The sequence below is a fragment of the Bacillus sp. z26 genome, from assembly GCF_058313635.1.
Genome location: NZ_JBZFQM010000003.1, coordinates 288,745 through 306,912, shown reverse-complemented (window position 1 = coordinate 306,912; position 18,168 = coordinate 288,745). Strand labels below are relative to the sequence as shown.

Here is an 18,168-nt window from a genome sequence, read left to right as displayed (position 1 = left end):
TAATTTAGAGTGTATTCGACACAGGTTTGAAAGTTCGATACAAGAGTTATATAATTAACAATAGGTTTTTTAATATGATTATAAGTTGCTCCGTTTTTTGGTCAGTTACCAGTTTGCTAATGAACTAGGTAAGGAGATGTAGAAATGAAAAAGATTATTACGTACGGCACCTTTGACTTGTTGCATGTCGGTCATATCAATATTTTACGAAGAGCCAAAGAAATGGGCGATTATTTAGTAGTGGGCTTATCCACTGACGAATTCAATAAAGAGAAAAATAAAAAGGCTTATCATAGCTATGAAAATAGAAAAATGATTCTGGAATCCATTGAATTTGTGGATGAAGTGATTCCTGAAGAAAACTGGGAACAGAAGATTAAAGACATTAAAGAACATGATATAGATGTTTTTGTTATGGGAGATGATTGGGATGGGCATTTTGACTTTCTGAAAGAACACTGTCAGGTCGTATATTTACCGAGAACAATTGGTATTTCCACATCCCAAATAAAAAAAGATTTATTCAAGGTGAAAAATGGGTAAAGAGCTAATTATTCAGATATATTTGTTCGTTTTTAAAATCATTTTTAATATTTTCAATCTATTTCCTGTTAAAAATAAAGTAACTTTTGTTGTCTCTTTTGGTGATAACACTCAGTATGTTTATGAGGAAATGCGTCGAAAGCATGTTTCTTTTGACGTGGTTTTTTTATGTAAGGGCTCAAGTTATAAGAGATTTCAGCAATATGAAGATGCCAGGATCGTTTTAATTGAAACTAAAAACCCTATTGATTTCATCCAATCTGTTTATCATTTAGCTACATCGCGTTATATATTGGTTGATAATTATTTTGGTTTTTTGGCATCTACTGAATTCAGACCGGAAGTGGAATGTATTCAGTTATGGCATGCATCGGGAGCTATCAAGAAATTTGGCTTGGAGGATGCTTCTGTTCAAAACAGATCTGATCAAGCGGTCAAACGCTTCATGGATGTCTATAAACGCTTTAACAAAGTAGTAGTTGGTTCTGACATTATGGGCACTTACTTCATGAATGCATTTAATTTAAAGGGAGAAAATATCCTTAGAACTGGTATCCCCCGAACTGACTTTTTTTATAATCAAAACGAGAAAGAAAATGTATTTAATCGTTTGACCAAGGAAAATAAATTACTTTGGGATAAAAAAGTAATTTTATATGCACCGACTTATCGCGATAATGAATTAAATAAATTCCAGTTAGAATTAGATTTAAAAAAATTATATGAAGAATTGCATGACGAGTATGTCGTTATATTACGCTTGCATCCAGCCATTAAGGATATTCCGGATTTTACTAAAGTCTATCCTAGGTTTGTCCTGAATTATTCTTCGCCAGAGTGCGATATTAATGAATTACTGGTGGTTGCTGACATTTTAATAACCGATTACTCCTCTATCTCATACGAATTTTCTTTATTAAAGAAACCGATGATATTCTTTGCGTATGATTTAGACGAGTATACAAGAGACAGGGGATTATGGGATCAATACGAAAACATGGTCCCAGGACCAGTAGTAAACAATACAGAGGCGATTATTGACCTCATTAAAGAGAACAGTTTTAATATGGACATGATTGAAGAGTATGCGAATAAATGGAATAAGTATTCAAAAGGTCATTCCAGCGAGAACTTAATTTCATATTTATTTGATGAAAAAACAATACTATCCAAACAGAGAGCGCTGTAATAGACTCTTTGCAATACATGTATCTGTCTTAAAATAGTGGGGAAGGATATTCAAAATTTATGAAGTCTATGTTTACGGTCATACAAGAACAAATACGTTCATTTTATTTAATCAGACGATTGTCTGTATTTGAATTAAAGAGTGCAAATAATAACAACTATTTAGGAATTATGTGGGAATTCTTAAATCCCTTGATTCAAATTGGAGTGTACTGGGTCGTATTCGGTATGGGAATCCGGGGAGGCAGAGAAATTGGAGACGTGCCGTTTATCTTCTGGATGTTATCCGGTATTTCCCTTTGGTTCTTTGCCAATCCTGCCATCATGGATGGAACAAAATCGATTTATACGAGAATTAATTTTATTTCTAAAATGAGTTTTCCTATGAGTGCGATTCCGTCTTATGTTATTATGTCGAAATTTTATCAGCATATTGTTATCGTGATACTTGTATCCATCATTTTGCAGTTTGGCGGATTTCCTATATCTGTTTATTATTTGCAGTTGCCTTATTTTATGGCTGCAGCGATGATCCTATTTTTTGCCGTTACGCTCGTAACATCCACACTGGCTACCATTGTTCGTGATGTAACGATGATTGTCCAAGCTATTATGAGAATGCTGATTTATTTAACCCCTATCTTGTGGGTATCAAACAGTTTGCCTGGATTTTTACAAATGATTATAAAATTTAATCCACTTACCTATTTAGTGGAAGGGTATCGTGCAGCGATGCTAGGTCAATCGTGGTATTTCATTGAGAATTCACACTATACCTTATATTTTTGGGGAGTAACGATTGTATTACTCATGATTGGATCAGTGCTTCATTTGAAATTTAGAAATCATTTTGTCGATTATTTGTAAAATGGAGTGAGGTCTACTATGAATACAGTTATTGTAAAAAATGTTTATAAAAGATACAGAATGCATAGCAAAACCTCTGAAAAACTACTGGATATTATTTTGCCGGGAGGATATGGTGAGGATTTCTATGCGCTTCAGGATATAAGTTTTACAGCCAGTAAAGGAGATGTTATTGGACTGATAGGGGTTAATGGATCAGGTAAATCAACCTTATCCAATATTATCGCTGGCGTTGTTCCTCCTACGATGGGTTCGGTCGAGACAGTTGGACAAACTTCATTGATTGCGATTGCTTCTGGTTTGAATAACCAGCTGACAGGCCGGGAAAATATTGAATTGAAGTGCTTAATGCTAGGATTCAATAAGAAACAGATTAAGGAATTAGAACCGGAAATCATTGAATTTGCGGATATCGGCAAATTCATCGATCAGCCTGTTAAAAAATATTCCAGCGGGATGAAATCAAGACTTGGTTTTGCGATCTCTGTAACTGTGGACCCCGATATTCTGATCATTGATGAAGCTTTATCCGTGGGAGACCAGGCTTTTGCCGAGAAATCGAAAAAGAAAATGTACAGTTTCCGCGATCAGGGAAAAACTATTTTCTTCGTCAGTCATGCAATTGGGCAAATTAAGGATTTTTGTAATAAAGCTCTATGGCTGGAATATGGAGAAATAAAGGACTTTGGTACAGTAGAAGATGTCGTGCCAAAATATGAAAAGTTCCTGAAAGAATACAGAGCGATGACTGCAGCTCAGCAAAAAGAATTTAGAGAAGCTGCCATGAAAAAACAAAGCAGCATGACGATTACATCAAAATAAGATATCGGGAAAATTTACAAGGCTATCATCATGGGATGATAGCCTTTTTGAGTTCTAAATAACTATAGGTTTAGTTTCAATTAAAATAAAAATAGAGATTGGTATTGAAATATTGTATATCAATGACGATATAAAAGGTAAGTCTATAGGTAAGTGAATAAAAAGTTTAGTAGGATTACAATTTTTCTGAATTGTAATGGTATTATTCTGTATTTTAATATAACTTTATAGTTATGTATTTCCTAGTTTAAATCAGTTTAATATATAAATATTATCTTTTCTAATAATATATTAATATAAGAATTATATATTTTTTATTCCATTAATTTAATAAAATAATATTATATAAATATAGTTATTTTGTTCGACACTTTGTTTACTAAAAGGAGAATCTCAATGAATAAAAGTAATAAGAGGCCGCTTAAGGTCATGGCAACATCTGTTCTTTTGTCAACTGGTTTAGTTTTTGGAAATGGACTTGTACCGACAGAAAGTTTTACGGGAAAACAAGTGCATGCTGCTGCTGAAACCTACTATAAAACGACTGCTAATTTGAATATGCGAAAATCAGCAAACGCAAGCTCACAAAAAATCACAACGATTCCAAAGGGGAAACAGGTCACATACATATCTAAAAGCGGTACCTGGTATAAAGTGAAATACGGAACGAAGACCGGATATGTCAGCTCCAGCTATTTGAAAAAAGTGACAACTACAAGTGCAACTGTTTCTTCCACCACAAGTACATCTGTATATACTGCGACGGCAAACGTGAATTTGCGCAAAACGGCTTCAACCAAAGCGGCGGTCTTAACGACAATACCAAAAGGAAAAACAGTCTCCTATCTATCAAAAAGCGGAAGCTGGTATAAAGTGAAATACGGAACGAAGACTGGATATGTGAGCTCTAATTATATAAAGGTTACTAAGAAAACTAGTACTTCAACTACAACGGCTACAAAAACTGAAACGATTAAAGCAACTAAATTCAAAACGACAGCCAATTTAAACATGAGGTCCACAGCATCTGCGAGCGGAACCAAACTGGTGACTATACCAAAGAATAAAGTTATCACTGCTACAGCTAAAACTGGAACCTGGTATAAGGTCTCTTACGGTGGTAAGACCGGTTGGGTCAGCAAATCATATCTAAATGAGTACAATCAATATACGACTACAAGCACCACTTACTATAATACGAAGGCCACTAGCTCCTTATATAGCGCTCCTAATACAAGTAAAGCAGCGGATCACTCTATACCAAAAAAAAATATATTTACATCTACACAAATGGTTATTAATAGTGTCGGAGAAACGTGGTATAGAGTATCTTACAAAGGGAAAAACTATTTTATTCAATCCGGATCTGTAAGTAAGGTGTCAGCAGCGAATGTTACGAGTACCTCCTATACGGCAAATGAGCCAACTTACTTATATTCCTTTGCTGGGGAAAAGCACGGTACATTGGTTGCTATTCCAAAAGGGGCTAAAATAACGACAAGTTATAGAATCGGAGATTGGTATAAAACAACCTATGGTGGTAAAACTGGTTATATTAATATGGCTAAATTCTCAAAAACGGTAATATCCTCAGAAACGGTGATTACGGCTACGGAGTTCAAGACTACGGCGAATCTGATTTTACGTAAAACAGCATCCACTACTGGTACGAAATTGGACACAATCCCGGTAAATACGGTAGTTACGGCTACAGCAAAATCAGAGGATTGGTATAAAGTGAGCTACAATGGCAAAACCGGTTGGGTAAGTGGCGCTTATTTGGTTAAGTACACTAACAGCGCAGGCAATAACAATACTAATGGTTCAAATAATAATAATAACAATAACAATAACAGTGATAATCAAACAAACGTGCCGAGCGGTTCTGCGATTACTGAAACAACATATGTATCGATTGATCAATTGAATATTCGTGCTGCCGATTCGACATCTTCGCCTAAAGTCGGATCAATCCCTAAATATACACAGGTAAAATCAACCTATAAAACGAGTAACGGCTGGTACCAAGTGACGTTTGGGGGAGTAACAGGCTACGTATCAGGAGAATACCTAATTACAAAAGATAATTACGATAAAATGAACTCTTATGAAACAAATAAAGATTCCTATTTACATCTGGATTTACGGACGAAATCCTCCGTTACGGCTGCACAAATTAATGCGTATATCGCAAAATATGCTACATCCAGTAATAGTGTCCTATTTAATAAAGGGTCCGTATTTATCGATGTGGCTAACAAATATGGTGTAAATGCCTTATATTTAGCAGCCCACGCCATACATGAAAGTAATTACGGAAAATCAACGATTTCTTTGGCAAAAAATAATTTGTTTGGTTTTGGTTCTTATGATATTGCACCATTTGTGGGCTCAGTAAAATTTGCATCCATTGATGACAATATTGCCTTTATCGCACAAGAAATGAAAGCCACCTATTTAAATCCATCCAACTGGAAGTACAAGGGTGCGACTCTTGGGTATACGATTAAGGATGCCAATGGAAATCGAATCACTGATTTAAGTAAAGGAATGAACTTTTACTATGCCAGTGATTCCGATTGGGGAAATAAGATTGCCAAGCATATGACCAACATTTTGACATATAGCAGTGAGGGGGCAGTCGGTCAAAGTCCAAATACGTCAATACCGGCTAAACCTAGCTATCCAAGCGGCAAGGATGTATTTCCTGCAGGTACGATTGCTGTTGCCAATTCCTCTATTAGTCTAAGGAGTTCGAAGAGCAGTTCAGCGACTGTGGCAGCAACGATTAAAAAAGGTGACACCTTCAACCTTCTCGAGAAATGGAACGATTACTGGTTAACAGTTAGCTTTAATGGTAAAACATATTATACGAATACGGTTAGCTTAAGTACCTATAATCAGTATATGACTGTGAAAAACCTAGCCCGGGTTAATGGTGCCACCACTTTGAATGTCCGGGCATCAGCGAGTACGACAGCCGCTATAGTGGGATCTCTTCCTAATCATGAATATGTTGAGCTTGTGGTAGATTCAAATAAAAATCCAATTAAAAGTGGTTCATGGTATAACGTTAAATTATCAAATGGAACAAAAGGTTGGGTATCCTCTACTTATCTAACGCTGGAATTAAATAAATAATATCTTTAAAAGTTGTCGATAGTCTCGGCAACTTTTTTTATTTGGATAGGGGGTAATTGCATTTCCCTTATATGCAGCCTTTAACTCTGGGAATTGTGCTTCTCAATCATTTTACAGACTGCTGGATCAATTACCTGACGGATCTGGTGTTCTCTTGCATATGCATTCTTATATGAGAAATAGGTTGGAATATAGCTTGGATATGGAGACTTTGGAATGATTGAAGAAGTTGTAATTCACTAAGGGATTTTTCATACGTAGGAACAAAATAGACATAAAGCGACCCTTTGGGTGCGTTTATGTCTATTTTTTAATCAGGTTATATAGGGGCGTTGGTTACTATCTAATAGTGAATAGGCAGATAATTGTGCTACTCCATTAAAGAGAAGGCTAACCAAATGCTTTAGTTTGATCATCGAAATCTAACTAATCTAATTAATAGTTGTAGTACCATTCATTATAGGAGTAGTCATAAATATTACCCAGTTCATCTTTAAAGGACAATACATACACTAAGTCGGCATATGTATAATCATCAAACAGATTGTCAGGTACAAGGTAGTTCAATTTGTTTTCCCCTACTTTGAATGTATATGATTGTCGGTCATAATAATTATTGAGGTTTCCCGAGTTATAATCATAAACGGTTAACTGCATCTCTGTTTCTTTTGTTACGTTTGTGACTACGTCAATACCAGTATTATGAGTATCTACACTTTGAATCCACTCTGGATACTCATCATCATAATTACTTAAAATAGAGCCGCTGGCTTTTGTTTCTTTACCCATCTCTGTTTTAGCTTTAATAACGTAAGTGAGAGGTCCGTAAAAATAGGTATCCCAGTCGTCCTCCCAATAGACTCCGCTGTTACTTTTTCCGTCCCACATGAATTTTTGAATTCCTGCCTCTGTTTTTACATTTTTGCTGACCGTCTTAACTAGAGAGTTATTACTGTCATAAATTTCGATCGTGATGGCAGCTGAATCAGAAAGTTTATAGAAGACTTCAATTTCTGTTCCATAATAATCTGTAGATTTATTTTGGACCTGCTGCGGATACTCTATTTTAATAACTTGGCGATTTACATTAAGATTTGCACTGTATGCTGCACTATTTCTATACTTGTCTGTTGCGATGATTTTGTAGGTATAGACCCCATCGGCAATAAACTCACCGTTAGAATTGGTTCCATTCCACGAGAATTCATAGCTACCCTCATTCTGGTTCTCATTTGTGAGGATTGTATGGATTAATGTTGAACCTTTATAAATAGTGATTGATACAGTGGAAGTTTTAGTGAGTGTATATGGAATTGCAACGTTTGTGTTTCCAGTGATATCTTTTGCTCCCTTACCACTGATAAAATTAAGTCGGTGATCTTCGAGTTTAAAGGATTTGCTCTTAATCGTTTTTTTATTACCGGTAAGGTCTTTTAATTCGTACTGGAATACATAATTTCCTTCGGCAACAAGCTTATTCTTACTGTCTGTTCCATTCCACTCATGTTGGATGGATGAAGGATTATACAGCTTGTTAGTAACCAATGTTTTTACTTTAGAGCCTTTGCTATTCAAAATAGAAACAGTCATATATAGTTTTTCTTTAGATATAAAGGTTGCATTGTGTTTATTTTTCTCTGTTGCTTTAAATGTGGCAGCCACATTATTCAGCGTGCCATTTAGGGTCGTATCAACCGTAATAGTGGATTTAACTGTGTTTCCTTTAACTTTCGTAAGAGAGACGGTTTCGAAGGAAAGTTTATAATTTCCATCTTTAACTGTTTGGTTTTTTGAATTTTTCCCATCCCAGGTGATTGATTGCTTGCCACCCTTGATGGTTTTATTATTCATAATCGTATCAACTGTTTTTCCTGCACTATCTAAAACTTTAACAGTCACTTTCGAATCTTTGTTGAGTACATAAGGAACTTTTATCGATTTAGCAATCTTATGTGAAAAATTTGCTGCTTTACTGGTGACGGTTGGGGCTACTTTGTCCTTAACTGTCACGGTTTTAGTTTTATAAAGGTTCGTGCTGCCTTTGCTCGCTCTTGCAACAATCGTATATTTACCTGATTTGGCATAGCTGTATGAGCCTGTCTTTCCATCCCACGATGTGGAGACTTTTCCCCAGCTCCACGACTTGTTAGAAACTAAATTTCGAACGACTTTCCCTTTTGAATCTTTCACATAGATAGATATTTTTGACGTACCATATGAACTGAGAGAAATAGTATGTTTATTTTTCCCAGTAGCAGAGAATGTTGCGTTCGTGCTTATGGCTGATAACTGGCCAAGCGTATTTGACAACGCTTTGCTTCCATCAATTCGTCCATACCCATAAAAATTGTCCCAGCCTTTCGAACCAAGGTCTTTGACAGATTTATTCATAATAACTTCGACGTGATCTGGTGTAAGCCAAGGATTTTTAGAAAGAATCAGAGCTGCAACTCCACTTACAACTGGAGCGGCCATCGAAGTTCCATCCATATTTTTATAAGAACTGCCTGCTATGGTAGAATAAATCTCTTCACCCGGGGCGGAATAGTTTATATAGTTTCCATAATTAGAAAAGTTTGATATTCTGTCATTTTTATTAGTAGAACTGACTGCTAACACATGATTTAATGCAGCTGGGTAAGACTCATAATAGGTATCATCATTACCCGCTGCTGCAACAATAACGGCCCCTTTTTTATGTGCGTATTCAACTGCATAGTCAATATATGAACTGTAATAATAGCTTCCAAGACTTAAGTTCAATACTTTTGCTCCATTATCAACGGCATATATAATCCCATCACCTATACTATAAGCATCTGCGTATTGTCCATTAAAAACTTGGACCGGCATGATTTTAACATTCGGAGCTATACCTGATATTCCGATTGTATTCTGGGAAGCGGCGATGATACCAGCCACGTGAGTACCATGATTATCTGGAGTTATCTTTGAGTTGTTGTAGACAATATTCTTTTGTTTTGTAATTTTCCCTTTGAGATCTGGGTGATTCGTCTGTACCCCACCATCAATAACAGCCACTGTGACTGAGGAGGATCCTTTTGATTTGTCCCATGCTTTTGGCATATTGATCTTTGGTAAATACCATTGGTTTTTATAATGCTTGTCTTTTGGTGTATAAGTTTGTTTGTATAATATATTAGGTTCGACCAATTGAACATATTTGTGATTAGAAAGCTTTTTGGCCATAGTAGCTAGGTTGGAGTTCTTAGTTATAGAGACTAAAGAATAATTCCCTATATCAGAGTAGGAGAGCTCAGTGCCTTTAATACTATGGATGATTTGCTCACGATCTTCCTTGGATAGGACAGATTTAAACTTAACAATTAACTCTTGCTCTGTGTATTCTTCCTTATCTACGGTACTGAATAATTTTATACCATTCTTGGTGCTCTGTTTTTGCACTGTTTCCGTAGCGTCTGCAGTGGCATTGAAAACTGTAAAACAAAACAGAAATAAAATAAATGCACCCATTCTTTTGATTAATGAAATTCTCATTATGTCCCCCTATTTTAAATGAATTCTCACAATAATTCCCTATGGGATATATCGGCTATGAAACTAGTAATATTTAACTATTTTTAAAAGGTATTCTATGAACCTTTGGCATCAGTTCTTATTATGGGAGTTTCTCTTTAAAAATTGGTTTTGGAGTAACTTATGGACCATTGAGGAGGAGTGACAGGAGTGAACTAATAAGTATTTTAAACAAATCATCGGATTGCTAGATACTCACCTTATTTTTTAATTTAACGAGCTTTTCTTGAGGTTGCAGGTTGAAGATTCTATGCTGAAGATGTTAATGGGGATGCTAGTTGAAACAGAAACAGAATCGAATCTTTTACGTGAGCCTCTGCAGATAAGGATGTAGCCGTAGATAGGTCATAAGTACCATGAGAATGAGTAGAACCTGGTAGACTCACTTTATAAATTACCCCTTCTTTGTCCAATATCTTCATTCATCTTACCAAATCTTCATTTTGAAAATTGCTGTATTTTGTCGATGAACACAACTTTTCTTGGAAATATTCAGTCAAAGAAGGGGGGTAATCAAATCCTAATCAAACATCATGCTCCAGGTATAACATGTCGCCTTCCTCGATAAATGCCTGGCCGTTGGATAAATCGGTCATCCAATCAATGAAGGCCTGTTTTGCGTCTTCTTCAGCAAAGGATTCAATCATGACTTTTTCGAGGTAGTGAATTTCTTTAATGGAATAGTGCGAGTTGCGAAGTTCATTTTCGATTTTCCCGAGGAGGGTATAGTCGAAAGTGGATTTCATGATGCGCATTAATCTTCTTTCCACCACACCGGTTGCATTAATTCCTTCTGAAGTCGTGCTTCCGTACGCGCGGATTAGTCCTCCGGCTCCGAGTTTAATTCCGCCGAAATAGCGTGTGACGACCACTACGGTATCTTTCAGCCCCTTTTTCTTAATGACTTCAAGAATGGGGACGCCTGCTGTACCGCTTGGTTCTCCATCATCATTTGCTTTTTGAATGAGGTCGTTTTCACCAATCATATAGGCTGAACAATTATGGGTTGCATCCCAATGTTTTTTCTTAATTGATTGAATAAAGTGTATGGCCTCTTCCTCTGATTCTACACGGCTTACATAAGCGATAAAGCGCGACTTTTGGATGATTTGTTGCGATTCTCCATATCCTTTTACCGTTTTATATGTATTCAGCATCTAAAACTGCCGCCTTTCTTTCTATATCCATTCTAGTATACTTTATTCTTTTGTTCCTAAAACACCTTTTATTACAGAAGAATAATTTGGTTGTGATATAGATGTAATATAGTTAAGAGTAAAAAAATAATGGAAAGCGTGCTATAATTTAACTATTATGCAGTATTTAACTTCCATCATATATGAACTTTACCCAAAATAATCAGTTATACCCATAAGGGAAGTTCATGACGAATGAACTCTTTTATTATGAAATTGGAATAGATGAAGTAATGGATTCTTTTTGCACCATAACAGGAGGTAAAGTACAATGCGGGTACCTAAGCTGGATGGGAAGGGACTCGACAGCATCCTCAATCATATGATCAGTACCGTAGATAATAGTAAGGGAGAAATATATGAAATAGGTGAACACTGCCAGCATGAGTTTGATCAACTTTCTTCTGAATTGGGATCTGTTAGAACAATGGTACTTAAAGTTATAGACGATGGGGATGAATTGGAACAGAAAGCTCGTGATTCCCGTAAACGTTTGTCAGAAGTTTCATCGCGTTTCAAGGAATTCACAGAGGAGCAAGTGCGGACCGCCTATGAACAGGCTCATACGTTCCAAGTCGATTTGACGATGAACAGGGAGCTGGAAAAACAGCTTCGTAAACGTCGTGATGATCTTGAAAGAAGGCTGATTAACCTTAAGGAAACGATTGATCGGGCTGAGAATCTTGGATCCCAGATTACCGTTGTCCTGCATTATCTAACGAGTGATTTGCGGGATATGTCAGAGGTTCTTGATATGTATAAACAGAAACAGGACTTTGGCTTTAAAATCATTGAGGCACAGGAAGCAGAGCGGAAAAAACTTTCCCGTGAAATTCATGATGGACCTGCTCAAATGCTTGCCAATGTGATGGTTCGTTCCGATTTGACAGAACGAATTTTCCGGGAGCGCGGCCCGGAAGAAGCCCTGCTGGAGATTAAATCTTTGAAACAAATGGTTCGCAGTGCCCTGGCTGAAGTCAGGCGAATTATATATGACCTGCGCCCCATGGCTTTGGATGACCTTGGATTGATTCCGACTTTGCGTAAATATTTACAAACAATCGGCGACTACAATCCGAGTGTTGAATTTAAATTTCAGATTTACGGACAGGAAAAGAGGCTGGAGCCGAATTATGAAGTGGCTTTATTCCGACTTGCCCAGGAAGCGGTCCAGAATGCAATTAAACATGCAAATGCCAGTCTTATTCAGGTGAAGCTCGAACTTTTGAACGATAAAGGAACATTAACTGTACGGGATAATGGGCGTGGCTTTGAACCGCATAAACAGAAGGATGAGTCCTTTGGAATTATGGGTATGAATGAGCGCATTGAGACGCTTGAAGGAGAAATGACCATTCAATCCAGCGTGGGTGGAGGTACTTTAGTCTATATTCAAATCCCACTAAAAGCATCGGTTAATATGTAAATGTTCATTAAAATAGTTTTATAGTTATATTTCTGGTAAATGTTTGTAGTTTGAATGTAGTCAAGAATATAATAGAGATAACGACTACTACTGTAAGAGTAATAGGGAGGAAAATAATGACAACGACAATTGCAATCATAGATGATCATCAATTATTTCGAGAAGGGGTTAAACGGATTCTGGATTTTGAATCTTCTTTCTCCGTAATCGCTGAAGGGGACGATGGCAGCGAGGCCATTTCCATTATGGATACACATCATCCGGATGTAGTGATTATGGATATCAATATGCCAAAGGTGAATGGTGTTGAAGCAACTGGACAACTGATTGAAAAATTCCCGGATTCACGAGTGATTATGCTGTCGATCCATGACGATGAAAACTATGTAACCCATGCTTTAAAAACAGGAGCACGCGGCTATTTATTGAAGGAAATGGATGCTGATGCCCTAATCGAAGCTGTTAAAGTCGTAGCAGATGGGGGTTCCTATTTGCATCCGAAGGTTACTCACAATTTGGTGCGTGATTACCGCAGACTGGCAACAGATGAGGCAACAAATGGTGATAATATCATGAATGTGGAGATTCGTCGTCCATTGCACTTGCTAACGCGCCGTGAATGTGAAGTTCTTCAATTACTGGCTGATGGCAAAAGTAACCGAGGAATCGGTGAGACCCTGTTTATTAGCGAAAAGACGGTTAAAAACCATGTAAGTAACATCCTTCAAAAAATGAATGTAAACGACCGTACCCAGGCTGTTGTATATGCAATCAAAAACGGCTGGGTTGAAGTTAGAGTATAATAGAATAAAGATTATGGCACTGACCATTTGGTTGGTGCTTTTTGTTCATTATGGAATGGTAATTGATAGGGAATCCTTTGAATGATTTACCATACTGTTTATCATTTGATATTGTTTTTTCTCAAGTTAGGAGGGGGAAACTGTGGATATTCCATATAAAATTAGAGATGCTAATCAAGAAGACTTAGTACGAATCGTTGAAATTTATAATTCTACGATTCAAAGTAGAATGGTAACAGCCGATATAGAAATAGTGGATGTAGAAAGCCGTTTAGATTGGTTCTTGAATCATACCTCTGAAAAAAGGCCTTTATGGGTAATGGAAGAGGACGGTACGATCATGGGATGGCTCAGCTTTCAGGATTTTTATGGACGGCCTGCTTATCAAGCGACCGCAGAAATCAGTATTTACATGGACCATTCTTACCGGAATAAAGGGGTTGGAGCTCACTTTTTGGAGTATGCCATTAAGCGGGCGCCGAGCTTGGGGATTGAAACATTACTAGGATTTATTTTTGCCCATAATGAACCAAGTATTCGCCTTTTTAAGAAGTATGGATTTGAAGAATGGGGGAATTTTCCGGGTGTTGCTGAACTAGATGGAGTGAAAAAAGATTTATTGATTCTTGGCAAACAAATAGTGGTTTGAATAATCTAAAAAGTAGCATTTCAAACAATATAATGCAAATCGACGGATAATCATTTAAAATGAAGAATATAAATAGAGGAAAATCTTAATAACAAGGAAGGTTTTCAAATAATGAGAACTGCAATAATTACAGATAGTACAGCTTATATACCTAAAGACCTGCGTATGCAGTATGACATACATATGATTCCATTGAGTGTAGCATTTGGTGATGAAGTCTATCAGGAGGAGAATGAGTTAACTGCTTCTGATTTTTATGAGATGGTGCAACGATTGGACAAGCTCCCAACGACCTCTCAGCCGTCAACGGGTAAATTCATTGAAAAGTTTGAAGAGCTTGCTAAAGATTATGACGCTGTTGTCACGATCCATTTATCGAGTGGAATCAGCGGAACCTATCAAGGGGCGATTACAGCTGGAGAAATGGTTGATGACATCAAAGTCTATGCTTTTGATTCCGAAATCACCTGCATGATTATGGGACTGTTTGTTCTCGAAGCAGCCAAAATGGCAAAGGAAGGCAAACATCCTGAGGAGATCATTGCACGCTTACATGAACTCCGCGATTCTTCTAATGCTTACTTCATGGTAGACGATCTTTCAAACTTACAAAGGGGCGGCCGCTTAAATGGTGCTGCAGCTTTAATTGGCAGCTTGCTTCAAGTAAAGCCAATCCTTCATTTTGAAAACAAGGTCATTGTCCCTTTTGAAAAAATCCGTACGAAGAAAAAGGCGCTTAAACGAATCGTTGAGCTCTTTGAAGTTGAGTATCAAAAAGGTGAGCCTCTTCAAGCTGTTTTAATTCATGGGAATAGCGAAGAAGAAGCGGCTGAAATGTTGAATGAACTGAAAGCGAAGTTCCCGAAAGCCGAATTCAGCCTCAGCTATTTTGGCGCCGTTATCGCTACCCACTTGGGCCAGGGAGCTTTCGGACTTGGCTGGACCAAGAGATTCTCCTGATTTTGTTACCCAAATTACGCCTATTATTAACATATTTTTTAGGAGTCAGATTAGATATCTGGCTCCTTTTTAAATGTAGTTATTTCTTAATGTGTCAAAATTGTTAAATAAAATTAATTTTGGAATATATTTGAAAATATATATTCCTTTTATTGTAAATGTATAGTAGAATTCTCCTTGGTTGATTTAAAAAAATAGCTAAATTAATGGTCTTTAACTAAGAAAATTATGACCAGCAGGGGGAAGAGGATGTTTAAAAAAAGTAGTAGGTTAGTCGCTGGTATTTTAGTGCTAATGTTGGTCTTGAGTAGTTTGCCTATGAATCCAATCAAGGCAAAAGCGTATACTTCTAGTCCGAGTTTGGATAACCGCGTTATTTTTCAAAGTTTTAGTCTTTATCAGCCTTATGAGTCAAATATGTATAAAGAACTTTCCAATCAAGGAAAATTACTTAAAGATTGGGGGGTAACTGATATTTGGCTTCCGCCAGCTTACCGATCATTCGGCATGGCAAGATATATGGAAGGCTATGCAATTGCTGATAGATATGATCTTGGTGAATTTGAACAAGGTCCAAATAATACAAAAGCAACAAAGTATGGAACAAGTGATGAACTTAAAAGTTTAGTTAATACTTTGCATACGAATGGTTTAAAAGTACAGTTGGATTTAGTGCCTAATCAAGTGATGGGTCTTAGTCAACGTGAAGCTTTATGGGTTAAGCGGGTAGATAATAATGGTGATTTGTTTAAAGATTCATATACATCTGGCAAATACTCCGATATAAGAGCAGATCTATATTTTGCTTATACAAAAGGCGGAGGCCAGGGCCAAGCTAAATATGGTTATATTAAGGAATGGAACAAGAAGTATTTCAATGGTACCTCCTTGCAGAACCAAGGAATTAATCGTGTGATGACCGATGAAAATGGTAAGCCTTATCGTTTCCTTGGCCCTCAAAACGCAGCAAATTACTTGCCAGAGTGGTTAGCAGAAGCGGCGGACGCAAACAAAATTAATACAATTGATAGCTACTTATCAATTGATGGCTGGTATGCAGCGAAAGAGGCAAATCAATCCGATGATTATTGGAAACCAATGCTGATTAACTATGCTGAAGATACAGCTTACCTAGAGTATATGAAAGGTCATGGTTATGCTTCCGTAGAGGATATCATTAATGGAAATAATGGTGATATTGCAAGGCTGACTGATGCTTACATAACATCGAATCCAAATTATACTAATAAATCTGAGCAAAAATCATACCAAAATGATAATTCGGGTATTGATGATAAAGACCAATTTTTATTTGTTGATGAGGATGGAAAGTCTCTTCATTCTATTAATAATACAATTGGAAATAATAATGAATTCTTGTTAGGTAATGATATCGATAACTCTCATCCGACCGTTCAAAAAGAACAAATGAACTGGATGAAGTGGCTTCTTACTACGTATAAATTTGATGGTTTTAGAATAGATGCAGCAAGCCATTATGATACACAAGTTTTATTGGATGAAGCCGATCTAAAAAAGGATATATATGGTTCCGATATGGATGATCATATAAGTTATATAGAATCTTATTCTAGTAATCAATTACAATATGTTAAATCAAATAATAATCCACAGTTAGCTATGGATTATGGTTTGTACTATACATTCCAAAATTCACTGGCAAAAGGTACAAATAGACAAAAATTACAAACGCTCGCGACAAATTCATTTGTAAACAGAAATGGTGCAGGAACAGCAAACGCAACACCTAACTGGTCCTTTACAAATAACCATGATCAAGAAAAAAATCGTGTAAATAATATCATGTTGGAACTATATGGGATAAAGTCTGGTCAAAAGTATGGAACTGCAGTACCAAAATCTTTTGAGGATCTCTATGATAAAGAGACTGAAAATAAAGCACTTGAGATCTATATTGAAGATATGAAAAAAGTAGATAAGAAATATACGATGAATAATCTAGTCTCTCAGTATGCGTATCTACTAACTAATAAAGATACAGTGCCAACTGTTTATTATGGAGATTTATTTAAAACAGACGGCTCTTATATGAAAGAGAAAACGAATTACTATGAGCCAATTACAAAATTATTAAAAGCTCGTAAAGCGTATGCATATGGGAACCAAACCGTCACATCATATACAACTAATACTTCGCCAAAAACAGCAGGTCAGGACCTTGTAAGCAGTGTACGACTTGGAAAAGATCGAAATACTGGTGTAGCGACTGTTATTGGTAATAATTCAAAACTAAACACAGTTATTAAAGTAAATATGGGATCTCAGCACAAAAACCAAGTTTTTACCGATGCGACTGGATTTAATAAAGCGAAGCTTGTCACTGATTCAAAAGGTATGTTAACCATCCCGGTAAAAGGTGTTAAAAACGCCAATGTTGATGGATATTTAGGTGTATGGGTGCCAACGAAGGATAAAGTACCATCTATTACTTGGAAGAATACGAAATCTGTATATCAAGGTACAACAGTGAAACTGTTACCACAGCTAAGTAATGCTACTTCTAAAGGATCTACCATAACTTATACAACTTCTAATAAAGATATCGCAACAGTTGATAAGAATGGAAATGTAAAAGGTAATAAGAAAACTGGTAATGCAACGATCTCTGTGACGATGACAACTAAAGATCAGTTCATCTTATTTTCTTCCGTTACCATATCAAATAAAGTGAACAGCGTAACCCTTAAGGCAAATTCTGTGACGCTTAAAAAAGGAAAGACCACAACAATTGGAGTGAAATCTTCAACAGATAAGATTAAATCTGTTACTTATAAGACATCCAATAAAAAAGTTGCAACGGTCAATTCTAAAGGCCAAGTTAAGGCTGTAAGTTCTGGAAAAGCAACTATTACGGCAACTTACAAAACAAAAGGCGGATATAGCGTTTCGAAAAAATTTACAGTAACAGTTAAAAAGTAATCGATAGGATAGGGGGTCAGGAATTGATCCCCTATTTATTTAAAAGGAGGTTTT

Annotated in this window: 11 protein-coding genes and 1 pseudogene; 10 read left to right on the top strand and 2 right to left on the bottom strand. The window is 36.5% G+C overall.

What is annotated here, in order from left to right; translation table 11 throughout:
• Window positions 1-144: 144 nt before the first annotated feature.
• From tagD to AC4G3K_RS11815, 5 genes and pseudogenes are all read left to right on the top strand, one after another.
• Window positions 145-543, top strand: coding sequence for a glycerol-3-phosphate cytidylyltransferase (tagD, locus tag AC4G3K_RS11835; RefSeq protein WP_491077453.1), 399 nt, complete (start codon window positions 145-147; stop codon window positions 541-543).
• Window positions 536-1,732 (top strand): CDP-glycerol glycerophosphotransferase family protein, encoded by a 1,197-nt coding sequence (locus AC4G3K_RS11830; RefSeq protein ID WP_491133403.1) that lies wholly within the window; start codon window positions 536-538, stop codon window positions 1,730-1,732. Before tagD ends, AC4G3K_RS11830 begins: the two co-directional genes overlap by 8 nt.
• Before the next feature lie 59 nt (window positions 1,733-1,791).
• Window positions 1,792-2,598: an ABC transporter permease gene (locus tag AC4G3K_RS11825; protein WP_491133402.1), complete on the top strand. Its 807-nt coding sequence runs from the start codon at window positions 1,792-1,794 to the stop codon at window positions 2,596-2,598.
• A gap of 18 nt (window positions 2,599-2,616) precedes the next feature.
• Window positions 2,617-3,396: pseudogene (gene tagH, locus AC4G3K_RS11820) on the top strand (teichoic acids export ABC transporter ATP-binding subunit TagH); the annotation flags it as partial.
• 420 nt (window positions 3,397-3,816) lie between these two features.
• Window positions 3,817-6,561 (top strand): SH3 domain-containing protein, encoded by a 2,745-nt coding sequence (locus tag AC4G3K_RS11815; RefSeq protein WP_491133401.1) that lies wholly within the window; start codon window positions 3,817-3,819, stop codon window positions 6,559-6,561.
• 435 nt (window positions 6,562-6,996) lie between these two features.
• Here AC4G3K_RS11815 and AC4G3K_RS11810 read toward each other — a convergent pair whose 3' ends face one another.
• Both AC4G3K_RS11810 and AC4G3K_RS11805 read right to left on the bottom strand, forming a co-directional pair.
• Window positions 6,997-10,080 carry a S8 family serine peptidase gene (locus AC4G3K_RS11810; protein WP_491133400.1) on the bottom strand — a complete coding sequence of 1,028 codons (3,084 nt, stop codon included), beginning with the start codon at window positions 10,078-10,080 and terminating at the stop codon, window positions 6,997-6,999.
• Between the two features lie 563 nt (window positions 10,081-10,643).
• Window positions 10,644-11,276 carry a YigZ family protein gene (locus tag AC4G3K_RS11805; protein WP_491133399.1) on the bottom strand — a complete coding sequence of 211 codons (633 nt, stop codon included), beginning with the start codon at window positions 11,274-11,276 and terminating at the stop codon, window positions 10,644-10,646.
• Between the two features lie 310 nt (window positions 11,277-11,586).
• Here AC4G3K_RS11805 and AC4G3K_RS11800 point away from each other — a divergent pair, with 310 nt between their 5' ends.
• The 5 genes from AC4G3K_RS11800 (at window position 11,587) to AC4G3K_RS11780 (ending at window position 18,114) form a co-directional block, all read left to right on the top strand.
• Window positions 11,587-12,741, top strand: a complete 1,155-nt coding sequence (locus AC4G3K_RS11800) for a sensor histidine kinase (RefSeq protein ID WP_491133398.1) — start codon at window positions 11,587-11,589, stop codon at window positions 12,739-12,741.
• Between the two features lie 116 nt (window positions 12,742-12,857).
• Window positions 12,858-13,544: a response regulator gene (locus AC4G3K_RS11795; protein ID WP_491077460.1), complete on the top strand. Its 687-nt coding sequence runs from the start codon at window positions 12,858-12,860 to the stop codon at window positions 13,542-13,544.
• Window positions 13,545-13,686: 142 nt separating this feature from the next.
• A complete protein-coding gene (locus tag AC4G3K_RS11790; protein ID WP_491133397.1) occupies window positions 13,687-14,193 on the top strand; it encodes a GNAT family N-acetyltransferase in 507 nt (168 codons plus the stop codon).
• A 111-nt stretch (window positions 14,194-14,304) separates the two neighbouring features.
• Window positions 14,305-15,153: a DegV family protein gene (locus AC4G3K_RS11785; RefSeq protein WP_491133396.1), complete on the top strand. Its 849-nt coding sequence runs from the start codon at window positions 14,305-14,307 to the stop codon at window positions 15,151-15,153.
• A 318-nt stretch (window positions 15,154-15,471) separates the two neighbouring features.
• Complete coding sequence (locus AC4G3K_RS11780; protein ID WP_491133395.1) at window positions 15,472-18,114, top strand: glycoside hydrolase family 70 protein; 2,643 nt, start codon at window positions 15,472-15,474, stop codon at window positions 18,112-18,114.
• Window positions 18,115-18,168 lie beyond the last annotated feature (54 nt).